Origin of the sequence: Mariprofundus aestuarium (genome assembly GCF_002795805.1) — a bacterium.
Classification (GTDB): Bacteria; Pseudomonadota; Zetaproteobacteria; order Mariprofundales; family Mariprofundaceae; genus Mariprofundus; species Mariprofundus aestuarium.
The window spans coordinates 167,461-193,340 of sequence record NZ_CP018799.1 but is presented as its reverse complement, the minus strand read 5'-3'; the positions used below and the strand labels follow the sequence as shown (position 1 = coordinate 193,340).

The following is a 25,880-nucleotide window of genomic DNA, read 5'->3' as shown; positions in this document are numbered from 1 at the left end:
ATCAGAACTCTTGCAGAACCCAGGTTGGTGGTGAAATGCGTTTGCCACCACCGGGCAGGCGCTGCTCAAAGTTGCCATCGCCATCACGATCCTCAAGGTAGTAGGCAGGCAGGTCGCCAGCCGGCTGAACTTTGATCTTAAATACACGCCCGTGCACAGCATACTCTGTGATCTTGGCACCATCTTTACGCTGATAGGAGCGCACATCAATCGCTACATCGCTATCAGGTGCGCTCAGTTCCTCATTGAGGTTGGGAGCACTCTCCTTTACCTCCACCTCATCGTTGGCAGAAGCAGGCGCCTCAGCATTTACTTCAGGTGGCGGCAAAGCCTCACCCTCTTCAGCAAAGGCATAGGAGGAGAGCATCAGAACAAGTGAAACTGGCAACAGAAAATATCGCATCATCATGGAAGTACTATAGCAAAGGAATCGGCTTCGGACAGCAATTTATGCACTCGCCCTCTTCACAACTGGCGACCTGCCGTAAATGCGCTTATGTTCCCTGCCTGCGCAACAGCACCAGACAGGCGCCACCACCGCTTCCCGGCTCGGGGATGGCCGCCAGCACAGCATGTGCAAAAGCCCCTTCGCGCAACCAGTGGTAGACCGCCTCCTTGAGAATCGCCTTTCCCTGTGAATGCAGGCCACGCCCGTGAATGATACGAAGTGCCCGCTGCCCATCCAACAGCGCCGCATTGAAACCTTCAACCAGCAGCTCCAGCGCTTCATCGCGTCGCATGCCATGCAGGTCAAAGGTGGGACCGACAGGCGGTCGTCCTGCCCCCAGCCGCCGCACCCGTTCGCGGGATACGCCATCAGCAATCAGTTGCCACGGACCGTCTGTCACTTCGGGTGAAAAGGCGCGTTGCGGCGGCTCGATCGTGCCAACCCGAACCCGCCTGGAGAGCTGCTCTTTTTTTCGTTTTTTCAGGCTTTCGGAATCAATCTTGTTAGAAGCGGCAAGCGGGCGAACCCTGCCCATCGCCTCGGCAAACAGTTCATCTTCATCCGCCATCTATTCCGGCCGCTCCGGCCTCGCCATCAGCTCCACCACCGCATCGTGAATATCAATCTCACCGGTCAATACACGGTGAATGCTCTGCATCAGTGGCAGTTCGATATTCAGTTTTTCGGCCAGTTGATTCGCGGCCCTTGCCGTCCTCACCCCTTCAACGACCTGGCCAATCTCCTCAATCGCAGCCTCACACCCTTTGCCTTTGGCAATTGCAACACCAAACTGGCGATTGCGTGAGAGCTCGCCTGTACAGGTTAGCACCAGATCACCAAGCCCGGAGAGCCCCATCAGTGTCTCAGTGCTGCCGCCACAAGCCACACTTAGACGCGCCATCTCGGCAAGCCCCCGGGTCACTGCCGCTGCCACCGAGTTATGGCCGAAGCCGAGCCCATCGGCCATGCCCGCGGCAATGGCAATGACATTCTTCAGCGCGCCACCCATGGCTACGCCAACCACATCATCACTGAGATAGATGCGGAAATTGGTTGCATCGAAAAAGGAGGCGGCGGCCGCAGCCAGCGACAGGTTCTCTGCCGCCATGACAATTGCCGTCGGCTGCCCTTTGGCCACCTCAATCGCAAATGAAGGTCCGGAGAGCAGGGCAATGCGTTCTTTATCGATATATCCGCCCAGCATCTCATCGGTACGGATCAAGCTTTCCGGATGCAGTCCTTTGCAGGCTGCAATCACCGGATAATCACCTTGGGCAAGAAGCGGCAGAAAAGCATCCACGGCGACACAGGGCAGCGCATAAACGCAGGCATCAATACTATCTATGGCAAGGGCCGTATCTGCCGTTACCCGAATATTGGCGGGCAGGTTAATGCCCGGTAGGTAGCGGCTGTTCTCCCGTGCAGATTCAATTTCAATCGCCTGCGCCTTATCCCTAGTGACCAACCACACATCTCGCTGGCCACTACGGGCCAGAACCAATGCCAGCGCAGTGCCCCACGATCCTGCCCCCAACACACACACCTGCTGCCTGCTCATATGCTCTCCTTTCTCACAAACAGCGGAATTACTAACAAAACCAGAAGTCCCAGCAAAGGGGCATCTCCCCAACGCACATACGGCGTGATCGAATCAGAGAGTCTGAACTCACCTGTCAGTGCCGTTTGCGTCCACCACGGAGCAGTGGCTGTCACTTTCCCGTCAGGTCCGATAATAGCCGTGACGCCTGTATTGGCAGCACGCAACAGGTAGCGGCCTGTCTCCACAGCGCGCATGCGGGCCGCCTGGAAATGCTGCCATGCAGCAGGCGTTGTGCCGTACCAAGCATCGTTGGTAACATTAACCAGCACTTCTGCACCATTCTGTACACGCCGGCGGGATTGTTCGGGAAAGAGCGATTCGTAACAGATCAGCGCCCCATAACGGACTCCACGAGCCTGCACGAACCCGGAATCCTCGGCTGGCACGAAATTGGCAATCTCCGGCACCAGCGTACGCAGGAATGGAACCCAAGATGGAACATACTCGCCGAATGGCACCAGATGCTGTTTGCCCGCAAATTCGCGGAGCTCCAAATTCGGATCTTCTGCAAAAAGACCATTATTGGCCGTATTCTCTCCGGTAAGTTTCAGTCCCCCGAACAGCAGAGGGGCACGCCACTCCCTTATCTGATCAGTGAGCCAGAGATCCCAATCAGGAGCACGCTCGAGGAAGAAGGGAATCGCAGCCTCTGGCCAGATGATAATGTCACTCTCATCTGCCACCTGAGCGGAGAGATTGGCATAACGAAACATTGTCTCGTTGAGGAACGCAGCATCCCATTTCTGATCCTGCGGAATATTCCCCTGAATCAGGGCAGCACGATAAGATTTCTCGCCGGCTGCATCGAAGGGTTGAGGAGCAGCCAGCACCAGCAGTGTGGTAACCACAACGCCGCCCATCCCCCACTTTTTCTCCTCATGGGTAACAAGCAGCAGCAGCGATGCCGCAAGCAGTGCCGGAATAAATGCTATGCCGTAAACACCAATCCATGATGCCCAGCCGACTGCCGGAGTATCAAGCATCAGGTTGCCGAGCGCTGTCCACGGCAGACCCGTAAAGATATGGCCACGCAACCACTCTTCACCCACGGCAGCGGCGGGAAAGCTCACCAGAATCCAGTGCGACCTGCCGCCATCCTTTGCCGCCACCCACGCCCACAGCGCTGGCAGCAGGGCCATAACACAGCCCACCAAAACCACACAGAAAAGCGCAAACACCCATGGGATGTGTCCGTAGGTGTGCAGGGTTGGCGCCAGCCACCATGCACCCAACCCGAACCAACCAAAACCGAATGCGAAACCGATGCGGAATGGCCTGCCCTGACAGAGAAGCCAGAGGAATCCGGCAAGGGCCGGAATAGCCAACCATGAATAATCAAACGGGGAAAAAGAAAATGGCATCAGCCCACCGAGGGCCAATGCCGCTAGCATGCGCAATCGATCAGTCACCGGCGGTGTTCTTCTTGATATCCTGCAAGCGGATCATGCGCACCTTTGTAATACGCCGGGGATCAGCCTCAATGATATGAACCTGGAATCCATCCAGCATCGCAGTTTCTCCTCGCTTCGGAATCCGCGCCAGAGAGGCTGTAATCCAGCCGCCGACCGTATCGTAATCACCCAGTGGCAACTGAACACCGATCTCACCAATCAAATCTTCGATATGCATATGGGCCTCTACCATATAGCTGCCATCGGCCTGCAACTGGCACTCACTCTCGTCCTCTCCCTCTTCACCGATCTCACCTACGATCTCATGCAGTAGGTCTGAGAGCGTCACAAGGCCGGCGGTGCCGCCATACTCATCCAGTACCATGGCGATATGGCAGGAGTGATCCCGCATCTCCTCAAGCAGTCCGGGTACCTGTTCCAGCTCCAGCACACGCAGGCAGGGGCGCATCAATGTGGTCAGAGAAGGCTCCTCGCCACGAACCCTCGCAGCCAGAACATCCTGGATATGTACCACGCCAAGCACATGGTCGATATCTGCCTCCATCACCACCAGTCGGGTGACACCATATTCAATCAGGGCGACCTCTACCTCTGCAAGAGAAGCATCCACGTTTACCGCATGAATCTGCGAACGCGGCACCATCACCTCGCGCACACGGGTATCGTTAAAGGCAACCACCTGCTCAAGCATGCTACGCTGTCCATCGGACTGAACAGCCTCAGCACGCCCGAGAACGGAGAGCAACTCTGCCTCATCACGGCCAGGACGAAGGTGTTCGATCAAGGACTCGCGCAGCCTGTGCTGCCCTTTCTTGATTGCGGAATTCATAGTATCTCCGGATTCATTTTTTGTTCTAAAGGGTAGGGGTCGTGGAGGCCAAGAAGTCGCATTGCCTCCCGCTCCAGCTCCTGCATCTCATCAGCATCACTATCATCGATATGGTCAAAACCGAGCAGGTGCAGGGTGGAGTGTACGATCAGGTGCAGGGCATGATCCTGCTGCGGCAGGCCAAGACGCCCTGCCTCATCTGCAATAAAGGGAACGGCCAGTGCAATATCGCCGAGTGAGTCTTCAAAATCGAAATCAGGGGCAACCTGCTCAGGAAAAGAGAGCACATCGGTCACCTTGTCCTTGTTCCGCCATGTAGCATTGAGCTGGCGCACCTCATCATCGCTTGCAAAGCGGATGCAGAGCTCTGGCTCCTGCCCTGAATACCCGGAAACCTGACATGCGGCCAGCACAGCCTCTTCAATATGATCCGGAGGCGTGAATATCCCCTCCAGATCATCATCTACGACAACATCGATCATTGCTCTTTTTTCTCCAGCCCTTCATAGGCATTGACGATCTGTTCAACCAGCTGATGGCGCACAACATCGCGGCTGCTCAAGCGGGAGATACCGATATCAGGAACATGCTCCAGCACCTGCAGCGCATGCAACAGCCCACTCTGCTGGTGGCGTGGCAGATCGATCTGAGTCACATCACCGGTAACAACCATCATCGAGCCGAAGCCGAGCCGGGTCAGGAACATCTTCATCTGCTCCCGGGTGGTATTCTGCGCCTCATCAAGAATCACAAAGGCATCATTGAGGGTACGACCGCGCATGTAGGCAAGCGGAGCAACTTCAATACGCCCCTGCTCAAGCATCGCATTCATCGTCTCCACACCCAGCATATCGGAGAGCGCATCAAATAGCGGCCGCAAATAGGGATCAACCTTCTGCTGCATATCACCGGGAAGAAAACCCAGCCTCTCTCCGGCCTCTACGGCAGGGCGCGTGAGGATAATGCGTTCAACGCGGTTACTGTTCAGGGCTGCGACTGCTGCTGCAACCGCCAGATAGGTTTTACCCGATCCTGCGGGGCCAACGGCCAGTGTCAGGGTGTTGTGCTTGATCGACTTGAGGTAGCTGCGCTGGTTGGGCGTTTTGCCGCCAACATGGCGCCGCCCGGCAATCAAAACCCCCTGATCGCGTTCATCCTTTGTGCTCTGCTCTCCCTGCCCGAGGTCCTTCAATACGCCCTCAACATCGACATCACTGAGTTCATCAGGTTGTGCTGCCGCGTACTCAGCAAGCCGCAACATGGTCGCGCGCGCCGCCTCGGCGCGTTCCCCCTCAATATCCCATTGGCCGGGCTGACCGTGAAAACGAACCTGATAAAACTGCTCAACCCTGTTGAGTATCCGGTTTCCGGCACCGCACAGGCTCTGCAAAGAGAATGAATCGCGCGCCTCAAGGCGCAGGGTAACTGCTGTCATGGTTGTATAATGCCTCTAATCGCTGGCAAGAATCAACTCGCCCCTGAGTGACTGCCCGTAGGCCTCGGTAATGCGCACCGGCATAATCTGCCCGATCTGGCGCTTTTGCCCCTTGAAATGGACGATCTTAAAATCGGCCGTGCGACCCGCCATATCGCCGGCATCACGACTCTCTTTCTCAACCAGAACCTCAACGATCTTGCCGATCTGTGACTCCATGGCAGCACGCGTCTGCTCACGAGTCAGGGCCAGCAACCGTTGCAGCCGAATATCCTTCACATCTTCCGGCACGCTGTCCTCAACCTTGGAGGCAGGTGTTCCCGGACGCGGTGAATATTTAAAACAGAAGGCCGAGCCGTAGTCCACGCGGCGAACCAGATCAAGCGTGGCCTCGAAGTCCTCCTCCGTCTCGCCCGGATAACCGACAATAAAGTCGGAAGAGAGCGCGATATCGGGGCAGTGCTCCCGCAGTTCGTCGATAATGCGGAAGTAGGTTTCGCGGTTATGGCCGCGATGCATCACCTTAAGCAGGTTATCCGAGCCACTCTGTACCGGCAGATGCAGGTAAGGCATCAGCTGTGGAATCTCGGCAAAGGCGAGACAGAGCTCACTGGTCATCTCCATCGGGTGACTGGTGCTGAAACGCAAGCGCTTGAGCCCGGCCAATTCAGCCACGGCATAGAGAAGCATGGTGAAATCCCACTCCTCCTCGTCAGGACCTGGGCCGCGATAGGCATTCACATTCTGGCCCAGAAGGCTGATCTCTACCGCACCACCTGCCAGCAACTCCCGGCACTCATCAAGAATGTCGGATACCGGCCGCGAAATTTCCGGACCGCGCGTATAGGGAACCACACAGAAGGTGCAGAACTTATCACACCCCTCCATGATCGTTACGCACCCGGATGCACCATGGCTCTCCGCCTTGGGCAGGTGATCGAACTTCTCGATCTCAGGCATATCGATCTCGGTCAGGCAGACGCGATTGCGGCGAATCTCCTTGATCATCTCGGGCAGGCGATGGTAGGTCTGCGGACCGAACACAATATCAACATAGGGTGCCCGCTTCTGAATTCGATCACCCTCCTGCTGACCGACACAGCCTCCAACACCGATAATCATGTCAGGACGTTTGTCTTTCAGCTTCTTGTAGCGGCCAAGTTCAGAGTAGACCTTATCCTCCGCCTTCTCGCGGACAGAACAGGTGTTCATCAGGATGACATCAGCCAGATCAGGCGTTGCCACAAGCCTGAGGCCGTAGGCCTGTTTCATCATATCCGCCATGCGTCCGGAGTCATATTCATTCATCTGGCAGCCGTAGGTTTTAATAAACAGCGTATCCAGACTCTGTAGTTTTTGATTCTCGTTTTTCATCAGGTGGCGCAAGCTAGAGCGCAGTCATGGTGCAGGCAACTTACTGGCGCACCTTTTGCTTATCACATGCACGTCACTCTCGACTTTCTGGAGGTAATAATGCCACTGCTTGGCGATTTATTTTCGCGACTCTTGTCAGCTATCACCAGAAAAGAGGATACGCTTTCCTCCGCTAAACAAGCCACTCCGGACGACAGCAGCACCGACAATGAATATTCAGACGCCTCTATCCGTGGCATTCTCAGGGAAGCTCGCTCCGCCGTCACCCCACCAGCAAATGTTTATGACCTGATCTCACCACCAAGCCTGCATGTTAACACCGTGAAACGTCTGCGCTCAAAGATTCACGACATCCCCCCCATGCCGGAGATCTGGCACCAGATACAGCAAATCCTGGAAGATCCAGAGGCCTCGGCGGCTGAGCTGGGGGCATGCATAGCCAAGGACCCAGTGCTTTCTGCCAAGGTTCTCATGGTATGCAACTCCTCAGCCTACAGAACCTCAGACAGCTCAGAGGTCACCAATATGCCTCTGGCGATTGCGCGACTGGGGCTCGATGCGACAAGCAACATCATCTTCCAGACGCTTGCCCCGAAGCTTGAAAGAGGTGAGGAGAATCAATTTCAGGTCCGCCATGTATGGATGCACAGTCAGGTCATCTCATCACTCACCCGTATTCTGGTCGCACCATGCCATCGCCTCTCCCTCAATGACGCCAGCCTGATCGGAATGCTCCACGATATCGGCAAGCTTGCCATTCTCTATATTGAGAGCGACAAAAAACTGGCGGTCCTGAAATGTGCAATCGAAACAGAGGGGGACACACTCTGGGCAGAGCATAAAACACTTGGCTACACCCATATCGATGCAGGTATTACGCTTGCCCTGCACTGGAGGCTACCGAAGCAGGTGCGACACTATATTTCATACCATCACCACGCCTCCAGCCTGCCAGCCTCCTCAATCCCCAGAGAGCTGCGCCATGGCATGGTCGCGGTCAACCTGGCACACATCGTACTCCAGCATTTCTTGGCAGATACAGAGGAGAAGATAAGCAGGCGCATCTGGGGATCTAAGAGCTGCATATTTGCAGCCATCAACGACAGTTTTATCGCATCTGAGCTTCTATTACCGCTCAATTCCGAAGCGACATATCGCCTCATGGAGAGAGAGATGGGGCGTATCAGGCATGTTATGCCTGAACTCTTCTCCTCCTGACGCTTAACTGCCAAAAAAACAGGTGCGAACACACCTTCATCAAGAAAAACCTCTAGGGAGAAACGGAAGCCATATCAACGGCGACGATCTTTGAGACGCCGGGTTCGGGCATCGATACACCAATCAGGCGATCAGCCTGCTGCATGGTAATCTTGTTATGTGAAATAGAGAGGAACTGCACCCGATCCGAAAGTTCGCGTACCATTTCGCCAAAGCGTCCCACATTGGCATCGTCAAGCGGGGCATCCACCTCATCAAGCACACAGAACGGCGCAGGTTTAATCTTAAAGATCGAGAACACCAGTGCCACTGCAGTCAGTGCCTTCTCACCACCGGAGAGCAGCGTAACATCCTGCAGTCGTTTGCCCGGTGGCTGGGCAATCACCTCAACACCGGCAGTCAGCACATCGTCGGAATCAAGGCGCAGCTCAGCACGACCTCCGCCAAAAAGCTGAGGGAATGTCTGCTTAAAATAAGCGTTGGTCTGTTCAAATACTTCAAGGAAACGCTGGCGGGTGGTTCGATCGATACGAGTGATGGTGTCGTTCAATGTCATCAGGCTTGCCTCCAGGTCAGCAGCCTGGTCAGAGAGAAACAGTTCACGCTCGCTTGCCTGTTCAAACTCATCAATAGCCAGCAGGTTGACTGGCCCGAAACGCTCCAGCCGATCGCCCAGCTCATGGCTGCGCGCTAAAATGAGATCAGTATCACCAAGGTCATCCATGGCTTCAATGCGCTTAAGCAGCTCGGCCGCCGAGAACTGGCAACGGCTTGCGATCTCCTCTTCGATATCCTGCAGGCGTGTTGCATCCTGTGCCTCAGAAAGCTCAATGGACTGACGCTGCTCAGCAGCCAGTTGCAACTGCTGGCGCGCCTGCCTTTCGCTCCGTTCTGCTTCATGCTGTGACTGCTGAAGCTCATGCCCCTTCTGGCGAATCTCATTCATCGCCTGATGCATCTTCTCCACCTGTCCGGCCGCTGCAGCCAGCTGCTGATCCAGATCACTATGGGCTCGAACTTTCGCCAGCTCGGCATCAGCCTGCCGCAGGCGCACCGTGTCGGTTTCCATCTGACTGCTAAGGCGCGAGCGCTCCTGCCTGAGCCGCTCACATTCACGCTGCAAGTTACCCTGAGCCTGTGCGAACAGAGCCAGCGACTGCTCTGCCTGAGCCAGCCCCGTACGCGCCTGATTCAGAGAGTGTTCGGAACGGGCAACAGCATCATTCTGCTCATCCAGCTTGTGTCGTGCCAAATCAAGTGCTGCCTGATCTACACCACCAGCCTGATCCAGCTGCTGCTGCCAGTGATTGCTCTCACCGGTCGCCTCTTTGATATCTGACTGCAGACGCTGCTGGCGCTCATTCAGGGAGATCAGCTCCGATTTTGAACGTGCCAACTCCGCCTGCCCTTTGTGCCACTCACCCTCAGTGCGGGTTACCTCGATATGGGCCTGCTGCCAACTCTTCTGCTGCTGTTCCAGCCTGCTTTCTGCTTCGGAGAACGTCTCCGACACAGCAAGCATAACCGCCTCAGCTTCAGCCAGTTCGCTTTCCGCATCGCGAAGCTTGCGCTGTGTTGCCAGGCGGTGTGCTGTCCTGTTACCTGCCGGTGGCACCAGCCAGCCTCCGGGCTCAAAGCGCCAGCCATCACGGCTGACACAGCACTCACTACGGCCAAACCCCTGAGTAATTTCATCAACTAACCCGATCGGTGCAAACAGGTCATAAAGCGGGTGATTCGACTTTACGCCTATGGCATCAGCCAGCGACTGTGCCGAAACCACCTTGGATGCGTTGCCGGCAAATAGTGCCACCGGCGCACCTGCCACACGCCCGAACATCCCTTTCCAACTCTCGATATCCGGATTAACCGGAATGCGTGCATCGGCAGAGCGACCTCGAAGTGCAGCTGCTACTGCCGCCTCCAGCCCCTCCGGCACATTCAGTGACTCATCAACCCATACCGCACCGCGCGCCCTTAAACTGTCGCGCAGGTCGTCCGGCACATCCTGATTTTTCGTTCGGCCGCGCAGTTCCTGCACTGCACCTTTCAGTTCACGAACTACCGCTTCCTGATTAGCCAGCGCCTTTGAGGCCATTTCACGACCGCTACGGCTGCGGTCCAACGCATCCTGAGCCGCAGTAACCTGCGCTTCAGCAGAGCGATATGCCTGCTCGCTTATTGTCAGAAGCTGCTCTGCTTCCCCTACAGCTTTCGCATTGCTTCTGATCTGAGCTTCTATCTCTGTTAACTGATTGGCAAAACGGGTTTCGCGCTCACTTAGCCGCGCCAGTGCCGCTTCTGCCTTATCGCGCTGCTGCCTGGCCTGCTCACCACTGTGACGCAAACGTTCATATTCGGAGAGGCAACCATCGCGCTGCAACCCCTGCTGCTGGAAATTCAGCTGCGCCTGTTCAACGCTCGTTGTGGCCAGCGCTTTCAGTGACTGCAGCTCGGAATCATCTTGATCAGCCAGACGCTGCTCAGCCATCTCCAGCTCTTCGTCAACACGGTCTCTGTACTGGTTCGCCTCTTCGATCCGGCTATTGAGGGCTGCCTTGCGCTCTGTAAACAGGCGGCGCTCACCTGCTATGCGTTCAGCCTGCTGCTGCAGATCGGCGCGAAGGCGCTCAGCTTCTCGCAGCTGGTCCTGCAACGCCTGCGCCTCGCCCTCATGGCTGACAACCTGTTCGCGCCTTTCAGACACCAGCTTTTCAGATGCAGACAACTGCCGGGATGCCACCGCTTCGGATGAGCGTGCCTGTTTCAGTCGTTGCTCAATGGCTTTGAAACCCTCTTTCAGGTTCTGGTAGCGCAACCCAAGGCTGACCGACTGCAGGTGGGTATATTCATCCTGAAGCTTTTTGAAACGCTCGGCACGTGATGCCTGCTGTTTCAGGCTGCGGCACTGGCTGCGCACCTCCTCCAGAAGGTCGAGTACGCGATCCAGGTTCTGCTGAGTGTCCTTCATGCGACGACTGGCTTCTTTACGGCGGGAACGATATTTCATCACGCCTGCCGCCTCTTCGAAAATCACACGCCGCTCTTCAGGTTTGGCGGTCACCATGCGGGCGATAGAACCCTGTTCAACGATGGCATAGGCGCGGGTGGAGATGCCGGTGTCGAGGAAGAGGTCGACAATGTCCTTCATGCGCACCATCTTGCCGTTGATAAAACCATCAGAGCCGCCATCACGTGTCAGGCGGCGACGGATACTGATCTCATTCAACTCATGGTAAGGACTGGCCAGCGAACCTTTTTCAATAGAAAAGGTGAGTTCCACATCGCAGACTGCTACTGGCGAACGTGTATCGGACCCCTGAAAGATAAGGTCATCCATGACACCGCCACGTAGATGTTTGGCCGAGTGTTCACCCAGCACCCAGCGCAGCGCATCAACGATGTTTGATTTACCACACCCGTTAGGGCCGACGATGGCGGTTATGCCACGATCGAGGTCGATCTTTGTCGGATCAACAAATGATTTGAAGCCAGCCAGCTCTATTCGCTTCAGCCGCATCTGCAAATCACTCTATAATGCCCGGTGGGTATGGCTCTCCTCTCCCTTGTCATAAGGCAGAGAGTCGCAGGAAAAACAATCTATATCAAGATGGTGCGATGTTATTCTTTCCGCCTTGGTCTGATGCTGCGTTTATTGCCCTGCCTGCCTCTTCTTTAAACGGTTCATCATCAGGAAGCTGACCAGACAGGCGGTAAAGCTGGATGTGGTGACCATATAGAGGACGATCAACTGGGCGACCGCCGCATCGAACGCCGCAGCCCCCGCCAGCACCATACCGACAAAGATGCCTGGCATATGTACCAAGCCAACCACACGCAGTGTATCGATCGTCGGAATCATTGCGGTTTTTAACCCCTCGCCAACCTCGCTGCCCGATTTCAGGCGTTCGAACATAATCGAAATCGCATTCATGCCATTAGCTGCAATCATGCTGCCAAGCGGCACCAGCGTTCGGGTGTCATCGGAGATCGAGTCGGTCAGGGCAAGCCACGGCAGTGTCACAAGGCAGGCACACACCAGGCCGACAGCACATGCCAGCCATGTACCTCTGGCGCTATCATAGTGGGAGGCACTGTTGTGTCCGGCCAAAACACAGAAGCCTGCAATAAGGGCTGCCTGTGCCAGGTGGGAGTGAATATCGAAGATCCAGTGCAGCACGAACGCCAGAGCCAACAGCTGCAGCAGTCCACGACCAGATGCAATCAGCATCCGCCGTGAAAGCCCCAGCCCCTCGCGATTGGCCCAGTAAGCCACACCGGCAATCAGCATCCACGCTGCAAACAGCTTAATCAGCGTCTCGGTCATGCCCGCGTCGAAATTCATTATCTGGCCATCATGTGTTCAGTTTTCATATGGCGGATTCGAATCCATCAGCCTGTTTTATGCAATCATTCCCTATTCACCGCCTCTATCGAGACGATCAAGTCCCTGTAGGCCCCAATTCAGAATCGTCACAATTGAGATGCGCAACAATGTTCAGGGTCGATTCTGAACAGGAGTCAGTGAAGCAGGAAGAAAATGCATGCAGGTGCTCGTGCCCCGTCAGTGTCTTGAAGAGGCATGTCAAACCCTATTTCCAGGTTTGGCATTTTAATTGCTCATCACTCATCACTGATAATGGCTAGCTTAGAGGATAATGTTTTAAACGATGGGGCCATGCTAACCTTGCAAAGGTTAGCTTAAACGGTGAGGGAAGTATTTATGCAGGCGGTGATATTAGCTGGAGGACTGGGGACTCGGATCAGTGAGGAGACTCACCTGAAACCGAAGCCAATGTTAGAGATTGGAGGCAAACCGATTCTATGGCATATCATGAAAACCTACAGTGCTTACGGAATCAATGAGTTTATTATATGCCTAGGCTATAAAGGCTATTTGATCAAAGAGTACTTTGCCAACTATTACCTGCATATGTCGGATGTAACATTTGATATGGAAAACAATTCCATGCAAGTGCATCAGAATACTGTAGAACCCTGGAAAGTGACACTTATTGATACTGGAGATGAGACTTCAACCGGAGGTCGAATCAAGAGGGTAGCACCTCACCTTGCGCCTGATAAACCATTCTGTTTCACCTATGGTGATGGCCTGTGCAGTGTCGATATTGAGAAATTGATCGCGTTTCATAAGCAGAACAATCGTCTGGCGACGGTAACGGCTGTTCAACCACCCGGCCGTTTCGGCTCGCTGGAATTCAATGGGAATAAAATCGAAGCATTCAATGAGAAGCCGAAGGGTGATGGTGGCTGGGTGAATGGCGGATTCTTTGTGCTATCGCCGAAGGTTATAGAGCTTATCGAAGGTGATGCCACCGTCTGGGAAAGGGAACCGCTCGAGCAGCTTTCGGCCAAGGGTGAGCTGTCGGCTTTCAAACATGACGGTTTCTGGCAGCCGATGGATACATTGAGGGACAAGGTGCGTCTGGAGCAGCTATGGGAATCCGGCAACCCGCCCTGGAAAGTGTGGTAACCATGGCGCTTTTTAATGACGCCTATCGAGGCAGGAAAGTTCTTTTGACGGGGCATACAGGATTCAAGGGCAGTTGGCTGACGCTGTGGCTGGATCAAATGGGTGCGAAGGTGACAGGTATTGCACTTAATCCTGACAGTTCGCCCAATCACTGGGAGCTGCTTCAGCTTGATATTGATGAGCACATAGAAGATATCCGCGATGCAATTGCGCTACAAAAAATCATTTCGGACACTCAACCAGAGATTGTTTTTCATCTGGCTGCTCAACCGCTGGTGCGGGAATCCTATAATGATCCGCTTACAACCTGGGCTACGAATGTACAGGGAACGGCCAATCTACTGGAGGCCTGTCGCCATGTTCCCAGCGTGAAAGCTATTGTGATTGTCACTTCAGATAAATGTTATGAAAACAGAGACTTGCCGCGTGGTTACCATGAAGAAGATGCGCTGGGAGGGCATGACCCATATTCGGCATCAAAGGCTGCTTCAGAGCTGGTGGCTGCAAGCTTTCGGAAATCATTCTTTGATTTTCCCGGAGCGCCACTTCTTGCAACGGCGAGAGCGGGAAATGTTATCGGTGGTGGTGACTGGTCTGAAGGTCGTTTGATTCCCGATCTGGTGCGGGCCATCTCTACTGGCGATTCGCTGGAAATTCGCTCTCCGCATGCAACACGACCCTGGCAACATGTCCTTGATGCGCTTTCCGGTTATCTGCTGCTTGGTCAAAGATTACTGCAAGGCGACAGAAAAGCAGCTTCAGCCTGGAACTTTGGCCCAGAGAGGGAAGGGAACAGTCAGGTGATCGAGATATTACAGCTTATGAAACATGAGTTGCCCGATCTGCAATGGCATCTGAATGGTGAAAAGCAGCCTCATGAAGCTGCTCTTCTGCACCTGGATAGCTCAAAGGCAAAAGAACAACTGGCGTGGAAACCTGTCTGGAATCTGATCAGTGGGATCAGCGCATGCACTGAGTGGTATCGCGCATATTTGAATGACCAGTTTACTGGTACACATCAGCAACTGGAAAAATACATAATGGATGCACAACATAGCCGCTGCATCTGGGCTGGTTGATTTGAACGTGATTCCGACAGCAATTCAGGGCGTAAATATTGTAGTGAGTAAACCTGTAGTAGAGCCACGAGGTAGTTTTATCCGGCTGTTTTGCGAAGAGGAGCTATCATCGCTTTTAGATGGAAGAAAAATTGTTCAGATTAACCGTTCGCTGACCTGCAAGCCTGGCGCGATTAGAGGCTTACACTATCAGCACCCTCCACATGCTGAGATGAAGATGGTGCGTTGTCTGAAAGGCAGGGTATGGGATGTGGCTGTAGACCTGCGCAGAGGTTCGCCTACCTTTCTTCATTATCATGCCCAGGAATTAAGCGTGGAGAACAATGAGATGATGATCATCCCGGAAGGGTGTGCTCACGGATTCCAGATCTTGGAAGCAGACTCTGAGCTGCTTTATCTGCATACGGCAGCATATGCACCTGATGCAGAGGGGGGGCTTCGCTATGATGACCTGTTACTCTCTATAAATTGGCCACTACCTGTGTCTGAGCTCTCAAGTCGGGATCAGTCGCACTCGTTACTTTCAGAACACTTTCAGGGGCTGGACACTTGAACTGCAGGCACTGTGGCGTACTGCTTGAGCACCTGTTTCTCGACCTAGGCAACATGCCCCCCTCCAATGCCTATTTGAGTTCTGCGCAACTGCAGGTTGCTGAACCTGTCTATCCTCTGCGCGTCTATGTCTGCGATCATTGCTGGCTGGTGCAGGCTGAAGATTTTTCCCATTGCGACGAACTATTCACCAGCGATTACGCCTATTTTTCATCGGTCTCCGAGAGTTGGTTAAAACATGCTTCGGACTATTATCAGATGATTAGCGAGCGCCTGATGCTGGACGCAGATTCAATGGTGGTTGAGATTGCCTCCAACGATGGTTATTTGCTGAAAAACTTCGTGGCTGCAGGCATTCCGTGCCTGGGCATCGAGCCGACCGACAGCACCGCCGATGCCGCCGAAAAACTAGGGGTGCCAGTAGTGCGCCAATTTTTTGGCGAAGTGCTGGCCGATGAGTTATGCGAGGCCGGAAAACGCGCAGACCTGATTATCGGCAACAATGTCTTCGCACACGTGCCCGACATCAACGATTTCACGCGCGGCATGACGCGATTGCTCAAACCCGAAGGTACGATTACGCTGGAGTTTCCACACCTTAAAAACCTGGTAGAACTTAACCAGTTCGATACCGTTTATCATGAACACTACTCCTATCTCTCACTCTACGCGGTGATCAGCATTTTGGAATCTGCTGGGCTAAAAGCCTACGACGTGGAACAACTTCCGACGCATGGCGGCAGCCTCAGGGTTTATGCATCGCATTCCGACTCATCCCATAGCGTGACGGGTGTCGTGAGCAACTTGCTTGATGATGAGCGCAAGGCTGGATTACAGGATATGGACACCTATCGCGCCATGCAGCCAAGGGTTGAGAAGATCAGAGCCGACCTGCTCAGCTTTCTTCAGAAGCAGAAAGTGGCCGGCAAGTTGGTCGCGGCTTATGGCGCAGCAGCCAAGGGAAATACGCTGCTGAACTTTGCCGGCGTAACGACCAAGCAATTACCGTTCGTCTGCGATGCCGCACCCTCCAAGCAGGGAAAGTTTATGCCCGGCAGCCATATTCCCATTTTGCATCCAGATCACATCGCCGAGGCGCGCCCCGACTATCTGCTGATTCTACCTTGGAATATCCGTGACGAGATCACAAACCATCAGCGGCAGATCACTGCCTGGGGAGGCCGCTTCGTGGTGGCGGTGCCGGAGTTGGAGATTTTTGCGTGAAGATACTGGTAACGGGTGGATCGGGATTCATCGGTCGCCATCTGGTGTCCCAGTTATTGGAGCGTGGCCATGAAGTGATCGTACTGGGCCGCGATCCTGTTCGAATTGAGTCGATGCCGTGGCGTGATGATGTACGATTTGTGCGATACGATATTCATAACCTCCAGCTTCCGGCAATTGCCGAACTGGGAGAGCCCGAGGCATTGGCACACCTAGCCTGGAGTGGCTTGCCGAACTACCGGGAACAGTTCCATTACGAAATCAACCTTCAGGCCGACTACCGCTTTATCAAGGCACTGGTCGAGCAGGGATTAAAGCATGTGCTGGTAAGCGGAACTTGCCTAGAATATGGCATGCGTGAAGGCTGTCTGGATGAGTCAATGCCGAGCGATCCACAACTGGCCTATCCGCTGGCTAAGGATATGTTACGGCATTTTTTGCAGCAGCTTCAGCAAAAAATGCCGTTTCAGCTGATTTGGGCACGGCTCTTCTACCTCTTTGGCGAGGGCCAGAGCCCTAACAGTCTACTGGCTCAGCTTGACCGTGCAATTGTGCGGGGCGAGAGCACATTCGATATGTCCGGAGGTGAGCAGTTACGTGACTATCTTCCGGTTGAGAAAGTCGCTTTTATTCTGTCGCAACTTATTGAAAAGAGAGCTGATTTCGGGATTGTTAACGTATGCTCCGGCAGGCCGGTGAGGGTCCGAGACATGGTTGAGGCCCGGTTGCGCGAGCGAGGTGTCGAGATGGCGCTGAATCTGGGTCATTATCCCTATCCTGATTACGAGCCGATGGAGTTTTGGGGTTCAACGGTGAAGTTGGAGTCCTGCTTGCTAGAGGACAGGGGTATCCTCGTCGTATGAATGAAACCGAGCTACCAAGGAGTCATATATGAAAGCGGCGATCAAGCCACGCATCAATTTGGATGACCGAACCCCCCTGCAGGATGTTATTCCGCTTGCAACACCGTTCGTGCTGTTCGTCGATCCGGCCAGCGCCTGTAATTTCCATTGTCCGTTTTGCCCGACCGGCCATCGTGATTTGATCGATGCAACGGGCCGTTATCAGGGTGTGATGAAATTCGACCTGTTTCGCAAGGTAATCGACGAACTGACCGGATTCGCTCAGCCGATCAAGGTGCTGCGCATGTATAAAGACGGTGAGCCATTCCTGAACAAGAATCTGGCGCAGATGATTGCTTATGCCAAGGCCAGCGGTCAGATCGGATATATCGATACCACCACCAACGGTTCGCTGATGACGCCGGAGCGATTGGGGCCGGTTCTGGAAGCTGGGCTCGACAAGATCAACATCTCAGTAGATGGCATGAACAACGAGCAGTACAAGCGCTTTACCGGTTTTGATTTCGATTTCGATGCCTTTGTGAGCAATGTACAGTGGCTCTACGCCAACAAGGGAGATTGCGAAATCTCGATCAAGATTCCCGGTGAGCTAATTTCTGAAGCGCAGAAGCTGGAGTTCTACGACCTCTTCGGCGACTACTGCGATCGTATATTTATCGAGAACTTTGCCCCCTGCTGGCCTGAGTTCGACGTTGAGTCCTTCACCGGCGTGACCATTAAAGAGGGCATCTATCAGCAACCGGTGACGCCGACCGACACCTGCCCCTACATCTTCTACTCGATGTCGGTCAATGCTGATGGCCTGGTCAGCTCCTGTTTCCTCGACTGGGGGCGCAAGTTGCTTATTGGCGATGCCAACAAACAGACACTGCAAGAGATCTGGAACTCCGGTGCGCTGAACGCACTGCGCAGACAGCATTTGGAAGGTCGACGTTGCGAAAACGGCGTATGCAGCCAATGCGGACAGCTCACACACTGCCTGCCTGACAATATCGATGCCCATCGCGCTGAGTTGCTGCCAAAGTTACTGCAATTTGCAGCTGAAAATATCGATGGGCAGCCGCCCGGAGGTGCGGTAAATGCGGTTAAGTACGCCGCCTCATGAAGCAGGTATTGCATATAACGCCGCACTTGGGAGGCGGCGTCGGCCGCGCCCTGTCCGGCTTGCTCACTGCTGCCGGGGACAGCCCCAATTGGAGGCATCGGCTCGTCTGCCTGGAGCAGCCAGAGAAACGCCAGTTTATCGATTCGCTGGAGCAGGCGGGCTGCGAGGTTACCATCGCTCCGGATGATGCCGCACTGCAGTGCATGATCGCGGATGCAGATATCGTACAGCTGGAGTTCTGGAATCACCCGTCCCTGATCCGCGCAATCTGCGAGTTGGAAATACCGCCACTTCGGATGGTGATCTGGTGTCACAGCTCCGGCCTCCATTTTCCGGCGCTTCCGGATGCGCTCTTCGCTACCTGCCATCGCTTTGTATTTACCTCTGCATGTTCATTGCAGGCAGCCAATGTACAGACCATGGATACAGTGCAACGTGAACGCCTGGCAATAATCTCCAGTGCAGGTGGTATGGAACGGTTGCCGTTACGCAACCGAGATCAGCGATCAAGCTTGCGTGCGGGTTATGTGGGCAGTCTCAATTTCAGCAAACTGCATCCGGATTATGTTGCTCTGCTGAGCGCTATTGCCGATTCGACCTTGTCGGTACGCATGATTGGAGACGAATCAAACCGCGCATCGCTGGAGCGGCAGTGCGCCGATGTCGGACGGCCCGGCATGCTCGACTTCGCCGGTTATACGACCAATGTGATGGCGGAGTTGGCCGAACTGGATATTCTGGTCTACCTACTCAATCCGACCCATTATGGTACTGCTGAGATCGCATTGCTGGAGGCGATGGCAATGCAGGTTGTTCCAATCGTGATGGGCAACCGCTGTGAGAGAGAGATTGTAGAGGATGGCGTTACCGGCTTTGTCGTTACCGACAGTGAATCGCTGGCAGCGAGGGTCAAGTGGCTGCGCGATCATGAACAGCAGCGTATCGAGATGGGGCGCAGGGCAGCCGCTTTTGTACGCAATCAGTTTACCTATGCGCGGATGATTGCGCAGTTTGAACTGCTATACGCGGATGTTATGGCGCTGGCAAAGTGCAGATTCGACTATGCTCAGGTCTTCGGGGAGAGGCCGTCAGAATGGTTCCGCGCCTTTGTGGGGGCGCCACTCCGCTTCTCTGATGATGGCAGTGTGAATATGCCGCAGGATTACCTGCGTGATGCCATGTATGAGCAGAGCAAGGGAAGCGTGTACCACTTTGCAGGCGCGTTCCCTAAAGATGCGCTGCTGCTTAAGTGGCGTGATCGCCTTGAGAGGATGAGATAACAGTGCAGCTACCTGATCGAGAAGAGGCTATAGCGCTGTTGCATGAGCTAGTCCGAACACCTCCGGTCGTCACCCCCAGAGCAGTCGATCGGCCACTGGTACTGTATGGCGCAGGCAATCTGGGAAAAATGGCCAAAGCCTATTTCGACAGGATCGGGGTGCCCGTATCGATGGTAGTCGATGCAAATGCTGCCGCTCATCGCAGCGACCCCTGCTGGCAGGGAGTCAGACTACTGGCTATAGACGATGTGCCGAAACAGGTTCGACAAGAAGCGATCCTGGCCATATGCATTGCGACATCGGCCTATATGCCCATTGCTGCCGGATTAAAGCGGAAAGGGTGGACGGATATTACCCCTGTCTATGATATTATCGAGGCATACAGGGATCGCCATCCGTTGGGGAACGGCTGGTTTACAGGCTCCCTCGATGGGGATGCCGCAAGCATCGGAAAGGTGCTTGGGCTATGGCATGATGATCGTTCGCGAGCGCATCATCTGCAGTTTATCGCCTGGCATGCATTGCGGCAGGAGTGGCATTTTAATGGCGCCGAGGTAACGACGGAGGATCGCTATTTTATCCCCGAACTTCTGGCGCTGATGCACAGCAGTGAACGACTGGTTGATGTAGGGGCGCATCTTGGCGAAGTGACGCAACAGTTTGTTAGCCATGTTAAAGGACGCTACCGAAAGGTAACCATGATCGAGGCTGACGCAGACAATCATGGCGCGTGCCTTACCGTTGCTGCGCAGTACCCCGATATGTCGGTGCTGCACTGTGCTGTAGGTGCAACTGCCGGGCGGGCGGAATTCTTTTCCGGTCTTGGTTATGCCTCTCAACTTGACCCGCGTGGCGGCGACATGATGGATGTGAAAACACTCGATACGCTCTGTTCCGACCCTGTTACCTACCTCAAGCTTCATCTTGAGGGTGGCGAACTGGCTGCTCTGCAGGGAGCGTTGCAGGTGATTTCCACGCATCGCCCTTTGATTGCGGCCACGGCCTATCATAATCGTCTCGGGTTGTGGAAGTTGCCGATGTGGTTTTTTGAAAACCTTGAGCGTTACAGGGTGCTATTCAGGTTGCATGCCTGGTGCGGAACCGGGGCAGTGATATATGCGCTTCCGGAAGAACGTTTTCATAAGGAATGATGGGATGAAGGCAAAAGTAGAGTCCAAACTGAACTTGCAGAATCGAACCGATCTTCAATCGGTGATACCGCTTGCTACGCCGTATCTGCTCTATGTCGACCCCTCAAGCGCCTGCAACTTCCAGTGCCGTTTCTGTCCGACCGGCCATAAGGATATTATCAACGGTGCTGGCTATCGCCGTGGTGTGCTGGATATGCAGCTATTCAGAAAACTACTCGATGATCTGGGCCAGTTCGAGCAACCACTGCGCGTGATGCGCATGAACAAGATCGGCGAACCACTGCTGAACAAGCAACTGCCGGAGATGATCGCACTGGCCAAGGCGAGCGGACGGGTGAACTACATAGATCTGGCGACCAATGCCTCGCTCTTTTCCGAAACCTTGCTGAGTGAACTGGTGGCGGCAGGGCTGGATCGCATCAATATCTCACTGGAGGGGATGAGTGCCGAGCAGTACAAGAAGACGGCGCTGGTCGATTTCGATTTCGATCACTTGGTGGCAATGGTGCGTTGGCTTTATGCTCACCGCGGCGATTGCGAGGTGACGGTGAAGATTCCATCTTCCTGTATCGAAGAGGATCAGAAGCAAACCTTCTTCGATACCTTCGGTGATCATTGCGACAGGATCTTTATCGAAGACCTGTCGCCGATCTGGCCAAACTTCGACGTCGAGGAGCATGCCGGTGTCGAATTCAACGAAGAAGTCGGCCAGTACAGTCAGCAGTTGAAAGTGAAGGATGTCTGCAGCTACATCTTCTATTCAGCGGTGATCAATTCCGACGGCACGGTGAGCGCCTGCTGCCCTGACTGGAGTCAGGGGCTGGTAATCGGCGACCTGGGCACAGAGTCGTTGAAGGAGATATGGAATTCAGAAGCCTTTTACGAGCTGAGAAAACAGCATCTGCAGCGCAAACGCATGGAGAATTCAATCTGCAGCGGATGCGGCCATATCAAATATGCACAGGTAGACGATATTGATCCTTACGCCGAGATGCTGCTGGAGCGCATCGAAGCTGAGCGGGGCGGAAAGTGATGACGCAGTCACGCATAAGTTGTCCCGCATGCGGTAAAGAAGCGGAACTGCTGTTGAAGTGGCCGTTCAGCGGTCTCGACAATTCTGTGTTCAACTACACCGCCGAGTTTGCCGCCTGCCCGCACTGCGGCCTGCTGCATATTGCCAATATCAACGATACGCAGTTGGCACGATTCTATCGCGAGGAGTGCCTTTATAGCGAGAACCAGCATTTCGACATTCATTCGGAGAGCAATATTGCAAAGTATCGTCACTACCGGTCGGTGCTGGAGCGGGAGGGGCTGAAGGACGCGGCGATTGCCGATGTCGGCTGCGGTCGCGGCGGCTTTATGATCTGGATGAAGCAGCACGGCTGGCAGGGAGACTGCACGGGCGTGGATGTCGATGTGACAAGTATGGCGCTGCATGATTCGGAGCATGGAGGCGCGGCATTCTACGAGGGTAGTGCTGTATCGCTGCCGTTTACCGATGGTAGCCGCAGTTGCTTAAGCTACTTTCATGTGGTCGAACACATCCGCGATATCGATCGCCTGCTGGGTGAGGCAGCGCGGGTGCTGAATGACGATGGAGCGCTGATGATCGAGGTGCCCGATGCGACGCGGTATGCCGCATATCCGATGGGTACAGCTTTCTGGCTGGCGATTCGCGAGCATGTCTATCACTTTACCCCTCAGGCATTTCAGGCTGCACTTGCCCGTTTCGGCTTCGGCGTATCGCAGGTGGTTCAGAGCGAGCTCTCCACGCCTGAGTTCGATTATCCGTCGTTGATTGTTGTCGCCCGTAAAGGCCGGACTTCAGCTGTATCGGCAGGATTGCAGCCGCAAGCCGATACGGTTGCCGATTATGCATTGGATGCAAGGCGGCAGATGACTGCACTGACAGCCGATGTCGAAGCCTTTGCCAGCGATGGTGGAGCGATTACGTTTTGGGGTTGCTCGTCGGTGATGTACAGTCTGTTACCTTTGATGGATCGCCAGCGTATCCGTTTGTGCGATGCGAGCCCCAGCAAGCAGCGCAGCCTCTGGCAGGGGATTCCGATCCTTGCGCCGGAAGCGGCAGAGCCTGAAGGTCGGCTAGTGGTCAGCTCCTTCCTGCACCGCGAGGCTATTACGGAAGCGGCCCTGAGGCAGGGTTGGCCGGAGACGTCGATCATGGTATTGAAATAAGGGGATTGGGATGAGCGAAACGAACTACAGTGATGCGCAGGTCGAGGCGCTGGTTAAAGCGCTCCGGGCGCGCTCAGCAGTGATGGAGTCGCATTTTGTCTCCGGTGTTGCGATCTACGGGGCTGGTTTTCTCGGGGAGTGGGCAGCCCGTTTTCTGATCGAGGCCGGTGCCAATGTCACCTGCTTTATCGATCGCGATCCGGCCAAGGCCGGCACACACATTCACGGGATACCAGTTCGGCTGCCTGATGACTGTTCGCTGCAAGAGCAGCAGGCGATATTTATCGCGGCCCGCCATGTGATTCGCGATGTCGAAACATTGATCGACATGCAAAATCCCGATGCCTGCCATATCTCTTTCGACGGCTATTTCGTGATCCGCAACTACGAGCGCTTGTGTGCGGTGCGGAGTCGTTTCTTGGGCTGGGATGCGCGCTCGCTAGAGACATTCAACGCCCTACTGATCTCAATGCTCACCGGTTCCATTGAGAGCTGCCTGCGGGTGATGGAGAAGGATATGTATTTCGGCCTGCCCGAATTCAGCGGTAATTTCGACGAAATTTTCGTCGATGCTGGCGCGTTTGCTGGCGACAGCGTGGAGCGATTTATCTGGGAGAATCTTGGAACATTCCGGCACATCTATGCTTTTGAGCCGGGTGATCGGCAGTATCGGGCTATGACGAAACGGATGCAGCGCCTTGCCGATGAGTGGGCCTTTGATCCTGCCAGTGTATCGCTCGAGCGGGCGGGGCTGGCTGCCGAAAACGGCTCAATGGCCTGCACATTTACCGCCGATGCGCCGCTTCGACATGGCCTTACCGCTGAAGTGGAGCGCGGCGAGCAGCAGAGCGTGCCTGTCTATTCACTCGATGCTTACCTTGATGGGCGACCGGTTAGCTTTATCAAGGCTGATGTCGAAGGCTGGGAGGTTGATCTACTGAAAGGAGCGGAGCAGACAATCAGGCGCTGCAAGCCGAAAATGGCGCTCTGCGCCTACCACTATCCGAGCGATCTTTTCGAGATTGCTGAAATGGTGCATGCGATGGTGCCGGAGTACCGTTTCCAATTGCGCCAGCACGCGCCACTGTTCGGCGATTTCGTGCTCTATTGTTATACCAAGTAACCACATTACGGGAGAGGCAAATGAGTTTAACGCCATTGGAGCAGTATAAGCAGGAGATGAGGGAGCGTGTTGCCAATTACCCCGAACGCGATGGGCTGCAACACGCTTCACGCAATTTCTTTGATGAGATCGGCATAGGAAAGGCCGACTACGTATACAACTTTTTCTGGATGGGAGTGCCGCTGATCCAGATACCGCAGGATGTGCAGGCGATGCAGGAGATCATCTGGGAAGCCAAGCCAGACCTCATCATCGAAACCGGTATCGCATGGGGAGGTTCGTTAATGTTTTCGGCCTCAATGCTTGCGGTGCTGGAGTCGTGCGACCTGGTTGAGAAGCCACAGGTGCTGGGCATCGATATCGATATCCGTGAGCACAACAAGGCGAACATCCTTGCCCACCCGTTGAGTAAATATATCACCATGTTCGAGGGATCCAGCATTGCTGAGGAGATGGTTGAGCGGGTGCATGCCTTTGCCAAGGGTTATAAGCGGGTGATGTTGTTCCTCGATAGCAACCATACTCACGATCACGTGTTGGCTGAGCTTCGGGCTTATGCGCCGCTGGTCAGCGAAGGCAGCTACTGCATGGTGGGCGACACGGTCATTGAGGATGCGCCGGAATCGATGGTTTCAGCGCGCCCCTGGGGCAAGGGAAATAGTCCGAAGTCTGCTATCCGGGCTTATCTTTCCGAACTCGCCGAGGGTGATGTCAAAGGGGCCGATAGCAAACCGCTGAGGCTTGAGATTGACTCGCAGATCGAGCATAAAATTGCTGTCACAGGTTCGCCAGATGGCTATCTAAAGCGGGTTGTCGTCGGTTCTAGTTCAGAGTTTGAGCGATGAACAACATAAAGGATTTACGCGAGCTTTATCCGCAATATCTCTACGGCAAGGGTAGCTATAGCTTTGCCAAAGTGCGTGCGCGCGAAGATGGCGCGACGCTGAAAGTCGGCAACTTCACCTCGATTGCCACCGATGTACAGATTCTGCTGGGAGGTGAGCACCGGCCAGACTGGGTAACCACATCACCTTTGGGGAGCTTATGGCCGGATGTTCCCATGCATGGCCACCCTCGCAGCAAGGGTGATGTGGCTATCGGTAATGATGTCTGGATCGGTACCGGGGCGCTTATTCTCTCCGGAGTTACGATTGGCGATGGCGCAGTTGTGGGAGCCCGAGCGGTAATTGCTAAGGATGTGCCCCCCTATGCGATTGTGGCTGGTAACCCCCAGCAGTTAATCAAGTATCGTTTTGACCGCCGTACGATAGAGCGACTCCTCACCGTTCAATGGTGGAACTGGGGGGATGAAGATATCCGGGCCGCTGCTCCGATGCTCATGCACAATGATATCGAGCAATTCCTCCGCTACGCCGAAGCCAAAGAGGGCTAATCATGTTGGCCGCAACAGGCTTTATCCAAGCACCATGCCGCTTCTAAGGTGTTCTTTCAACTACCCAGACATGTACTAATGGTGTTTGAGTCTTTGGGCAG

General features: G+C 54.6%; 24 protein-coding genes. 14 read left to right on the top strand and 10 right to left on the bottom strand.

The annotated features are described in order from the left end of the window. Nucleotide 1 precedes the first annotated feature (1 nt). The 8 genes from Ga0123461_RS01005 to miaB all read right to left on the bottom strand — a co-directional run bounded on the left by Ga0123461_RS01005 (nt 2) and on the right by miaB (nt 7,098). Nucleotides 2-409 carry a DUF2782 domain-containing protein gene (locus tag Ga0123461_RS01005; RefSeq protein WP_100276645.1) on the bottom strand — a complete coding sequence of 136 codons (408 nt, stop codon included), beginning with the start codon at nt 407-409 and terminating at the stop codon, nt 2-4. Nucleotides 410-494: 85 nt separating this feature from the next. Next, nucleotides 495-1,016: a Smr/MutS family protein gene (locus Ga0123461_RS01000; protein WP_100276644.1), complete on the bottom strand. Its 522-nt coding sequence runs from the start codon at nt 1,014-1,016 to the stop codon at nt 495-497. Next, a complete protein-coding gene (locus tag Ga0123461_RS00995) occupies nt 1,017-2,006 on the bottom strand; it encodes an NAD(P)H-dependent glycerol-3-phosphate dehydrogenase (RefSeq protein WP_100276643.1) in 990 nt (329 codons plus the stop codon). It lies immediately after the preceding gene. Next, nucleotides 2,003-3,409 (bottom strand): apolipoprotein N-acyltransferase, encoded by a 1,407-nt coding sequence (lnt, locus tag Ga0123461_RS00990; RefSeq protein ID WP_100278612.1) that lies wholly within the window; start codon nt 3,407-3,409, stop codon nt 2,003-2,005. Before lnt ends, Ga0123461_RS00995 begins: the two co-directional genes overlap by 4 nt. 40 nt (nt 3,410-3,449) lie before the next feature. Further along, nucleotides 3,450-4,289, bottom strand: coding sequence for a transporter associated domain-containing protein (locus Ga0123461_RS00985; RefSeq protein ID WP_100276642.1), 840 nt, complete (start codon nt 4,287-4,289; stop codon nt 3,450-3,452). Further along, nucleotides 4,286-4,771: an rRNA maturation RNase YbeY gene (gene ybeY / locus Ga0123461_RS00980; RefSeq protein ID WP_100276641.1), complete on the bottom strand. Its 486-nt coding sequence runs from the start codon at nt 4,769-4,771 to the stop codon at nt 4,286-4,288. Before ybeY ends, Ga0123461_RS00985 begins: the two co-directional genes overlap by 4 nt. Continuing rightward, a complete protein-coding gene (locus tag Ga0123461_RS00975; RefSeq protein WP_100276640.1) occupies nt 4,768-5,724 on the bottom strand; it encodes a PhoH family protein in 957 nt (318 codons plus the stop codon). The genes ybeY and Ga0123461_RS00975 overlap by 4 nt, the downstream gene beginning before the upstream one ends. Nucleotides 5,725-5,739: 15 nt before the next feature. Beyond that, nucleotides 5,740-7,098 (bottom strand): tRNA (N6-isopentenyl adenosine(37)-C2)-methylthiotransferase MiaB, encoded by a 1,359-nt coding sequence (miaB, locus tag Ga0123461_RS00970; RefSeq protein ID WP_100276639.1) that lies wholly within the window; start codon nt 7,096-7,098, stop codon nt 5,740-5,742. Between the two features lie 99 nt (nt 7,099-7,197). Between miaB and Ga0123461_RS00965 the strand changes: the two genes are divergently transcribed. Then, nucleotides 7,198-8,316, top strand: coding sequence for an HDOD domain-containing protein (locus tag Ga0123461_RS00965; RefSeq protein ID WP_157819189.1), 1,119 nt, complete (start codon nt 7,198-7,200; stop codon nt 8,314-8,316). Nucleotides 8,317-8,368: 52 nt separating this feature from the next. Here the strand turns inward: Ga0123461_RS00965 and smc are convergent, their stop codons facing one another. Both smc and Ga0123461_RS00955 read right to left on the bottom strand, forming a co-directional pair. Then, nucleotides 8,369-11,836, bottom strand: coding sequence for a chromosome segregation protein SMC (gene smc / locus Ga0123461_RS00960; RefSeq protein ID WP_100278611.1), 3,468 nt, complete (start codon nt 11,834-11,836; stop codon nt 8,369-8,371). A gap of 132 nt (nt 11,837-11,968) precedes the next feature. Further along, complete coding sequence (locus tag Ga0123461_RS00955; protein ID WP_100276637.1) at nt 11,969-12,661, bottom strand: ABC transporter permease; 693 nt, start codon at nt 12,659-12,661, stop codon at nt 11,969-11,971. Between the two features lie 378 nt (nt 12,662-13,039). Here Ga0123461_RS00955 and rfbF point away from each other — a divergent pair, with 378 nt between their 5' ends. From rfbF to Ga0123461_RS12715, 13 genes are read left to right on the top strand one after another with little or no spacing between them, the layout of a single operon-like run. Beyond that, nucleotides 13,040-13,810: a glucose-1-phosphate cytidylyltransferase gene (gene rfbF / locus Ga0123461_RS00950; RefSeq protein WP_100276636.1), complete on the top strand. Its 771-nt coding sequence runs from the start codon at nt 13,040-13,042 to the stop codon at nt 13,808-13,810. Further along, nucleotides 13,774-14,889, top strand: coding sequence for a CDP-glucose 4,6-dehydratase (rfbG, locus tag Ga0123461_RS00945; protein ID WP_198507084.1), 1,116 nt, complete (start codon nt 13,774-13,776; stop codon nt 14,887-14,889). Before rfbF ends, rfbG begins: the two co-directional genes overlap by 37 nt. Then, nucleotides 14,855-15,442 carry a dTDP-4-dehydrorhamnose 3,5-epimerase family protein gene (locus Ga0123461_RS00940; protein WP_232710266.1) on the top strand — a complete coding sequence of 196 codons (588 nt, stop codon included), beginning with the start codon at nt 14,855-14,857 and terminating at the stop codon, nt 15,440-15,442. Before rfbG ends, Ga0123461_RS00940 begins: the two co-directional genes overlap by 35 nt. Continuing rightward, nucleotides 15,439-16,665 (top strand): class I SAM-dependent methyltransferase, encoded by a 1,227-nt coding sequence (locus tag Ga0123461_RS00935; protein WP_100276634.1) that lies wholly within the window; start codon nt 15,439-15,441, stop codon nt 16,663-16,665. Before Ga0123461_RS00940 ends, Ga0123461_RS00935 begins: the two co-directional genes overlap by 4 nt. Further along, complete coding sequence (locus Ga0123461_RS00930; protein ID WP_100276633.1) at nt 16,662-17,528, top strand: NAD-dependent epimerase/dehydratase family protein; 867 nt, start codon at nt 16,662-16,664, stop codon at nt 17,526-17,528. The genes Ga0123461_RS00935 and Ga0123461_RS00930 overlap by 4 nt, the downstream gene beginning before the upstream one ends. A 28-nt stretch (nt 17,529-17,556) precedes the next feature. Further along, nucleotides 17,557-18,633 carry a radical SAM/SPASM domain-containing protein gene (locus Ga0123461_RS00925; protein WP_100276632.1) on the top strand — a complete coding sequence of 359 codons (1,077 nt, stop codon included), beginning with the start codon at nt 17,557-17,559 and terminating at the stop codon, nt 18,631-18,633. Further along, nucleotides 18,630-19,913: a glycosyltransferase family 4 protein gene (locus Ga0123461_RS00920; protein ID WP_100276631.1), complete on the top strand. Its 1,284-nt coding sequence runs from the start codon at nt 18,630-18,632 to the stop codon at nt 19,911-19,913. Before Ga0123461_RS00925 ends, Ga0123461_RS00920 begins: the two co-directional genes overlap by 4 nt. A 2-nt stretch (nt 19,914-19,915) precedes the next feature. Next, nucleotides 19,916-21,064, top strand: a complete 1,149-nt coding sequence (locus Ga0123461_RS00915) for an FkbM family methyltransferase (RefSeq protein WP_100276630.1) — start codon at nt 19,916-19,918, stop codon at nt 21,062-21,064. Nucleotides 21,065-21,068: 4 nt separating this feature from the next. Next, entirely contained in the window at nt 21,069-22,097 is a 1,029-nt protein-coding gene (locus Ga0123461_RS00910; RefSeq protein ID WP_100276629.1) for a radical SAM/SPASM domain-containing protein, read from the top strand. Continuing rightward, on the top strand, nt 22,097-23,263 hold the full coding sequence (locus Ga0123461_RS00905) for a class I SAM-dependent methyltransferase (RefSeq protein WP_100276628.1): 1,167 nt from the start codon (nt 22,097-22,099) through the stop codon (nt 23,261-23,263). The genes Ga0123461_RS00910 and Ga0123461_RS00905 overlap by 1 nt, the downstream gene beginning before the upstream one ends. Before the next feature lie 10 nt (nt 23,264-23,273). Further along, on the top strand, nt 23,274-24,386 hold the full coding sequence (locus tag Ga0123461_RS00900; protein WP_100276627.1) for an FkbM family methyltransferase: 1,113 nt from the start codon (nt 23,274-23,276) through the stop codon (nt 24,384-24,386). A gap of 20 nt (nt 24,387-24,406) precedes the next feature. Next, nucleotides 24,407-25,231 carry a cephalosporin hydroxylase family protein gene (locus Ga0123461_RS00895; RefSeq protein WP_100276626.1) on the top strand — a complete coding sequence of 275 codons (825 nt, stop codon included), beginning with the start codon at nt 24,407-24,409 and terminating at the stop codon, nt 25,229-25,231. Beyond that, nucleotides 25,228-25,779 (top strand): CatB-related O-acetyltransferase, encoded by a 552-nt coding sequence (locus Ga0123461_RS12715; RefSeq protein WP_100276625.1) that lies wholly within the window; start codon nt 25,228-25,230, stop codon nt 25,777-25,779. The genes Ga0123461_RS00895 and Ga0123461_RS12715 overlap by 4 nt, the downstream gene beginning before the upstream one ends. The last annotated feature ends 101 nt before the right edge of the window (nt 25,780-25,880 follow it).

Coding starts and splice junctions, on each gene's coding strand:
- Ga0123461_RS01005 (WP_100276645.1), bottom strand. CDS start 409: ATGATGATGCGATATTTTCTGTTGCCAGTTTCACTTGTTCTGATGCTC.
- Ga0123461_RS01000 (WP_100276644.1), bottom strand. CDS start 1,016: ATGGCGGATGAAGATGAACTGTTTGCCGAGGCGATGGGCAGGGTTCGC.
- Ga0123461_RS00995 (WP_100276643.1), bottom strand. CDS start 2,006: ATGAGCAGGCAGCAGGTGTGTGTGTTGGGGGCAGGATCGTGGGGCACT.
- lnt (WP_100278612.1), bottom strand. CDS start 3,409: ATGCCATTTTCTTTTTCCCCGTTTGATTATTCATGGTTGGCTATTCCG.
- Ga0123461_RS00985 (WP_100276642.1), bottom strand. CDS start 4,289: ATGAATTCCGCAATCAAGAAAGGGCAGCACAGGCTGCGCGAGTCCTTG.
- ybeY (WP_100276641.1), bottom strand. CDS start 4,771: ATGATCGATGTTGTCGTAGATGATGATCTGGAGGGGATATTCACGCCT.
- Ga0123461_RS00975 (WP_100276640.1), bottom strand. CDS start 5,724: ATGACAGCAGTTACCCTGCGCCTTGAGGCGCGCGATTCATTCTCTTTG.
- miaB (WP_100276639.1), bottom strand. CDS start 7,098: ATGAAAAACGAGAATCAAAAACTACAGAGTCTGGATACGCTGTTTATT.
- Ga0123461_RS00965 (WP_157819189.1), top strand. CDS start 7,198: ATGCCACTGCTTGGCGATTTATTTTCGCGACTCTTGTCAGCTATCACC.
- smc (WP_100278611.1), bottom strand. CDS start 11,836: ATGCGGCTGAAGCGAATAGAGCTGGCTGGCTTCAAATCATTTGTTGAT.
- Ga0123461_RS00955 (WP_100276637.1), bottom strand. CDS start 12,661: ATGAATTTCGACGCGGGCATGACCGAGACGCTGATTAAGCTGTTTGCA.
- rfbF (WP_100276636.1), top strand. CDS start 13,040: ATGCAGGCGGTGATATTAGCTGGAGGACTGGGGACTCGGATCAGTGAG.
- rfbG (WP_198507084.1), top strand. CDS start 13,774: ATGGGAATCCGGCAACCCGCCCTGGAAAGTGTGGTAACCATGGCGCTT.
- Ga0123461_RS00940 (WP_232710266.1), top strand. CDS start 14,855: ATGCACAACATAGCCGCTGCATCTGGGCTGGTTGATTTGAACGTGATT.
- Ga0123461_RS00925 (WP_100276632.1), top strand. CDS start 17,557: ATGAAAGCGGCGATCAAGCCACGCATCAATTTGGATGACCGAACCCCC.
- Ga0123461_RS00920 (WP_100276631.1), top strand. CDS start 18,630: ATGAAGCAGGTATTGCATATAACGCCGCACTTGGGAGGCGGCGTCGGC.
- Ga0123461_RS00910 (WP_100276629.1), top strand. CDS start 21,069: ATGAAGGCAAAAGTAGAGTCCAAACTGAACTTGCAGAATCGAACCGAT.
- Ga0123461_RS00905 (WP_100276628.1), top strand. CDS start 22,097: ATGACGCAGTCACGCATAAGTTGTCCCGCATGCGGTAAAGAAGCGGAA.
- Ga0123461_RS00900 (WP_100276627.1), top strand. CDS start 23,274: ATGAGCGAAACGAACTACAGTGATGCGCAGGTCGAGGCGCTGGTTAAA.
- Ga0123461_RS00895 (WP_100276626.1), top strand. CDS start 24,407: ATGAGTTTAACGCCATTGGAGCAGTATAAGCAGGAGATGAGGGAGCGT.
- Ga0123461_RS12715 (WP_100276625.1), top strand. CDS start 25,228: ATGAACAACATAAAGGATTTACGCGAGCTTTATCCGCAATATCTCTAC.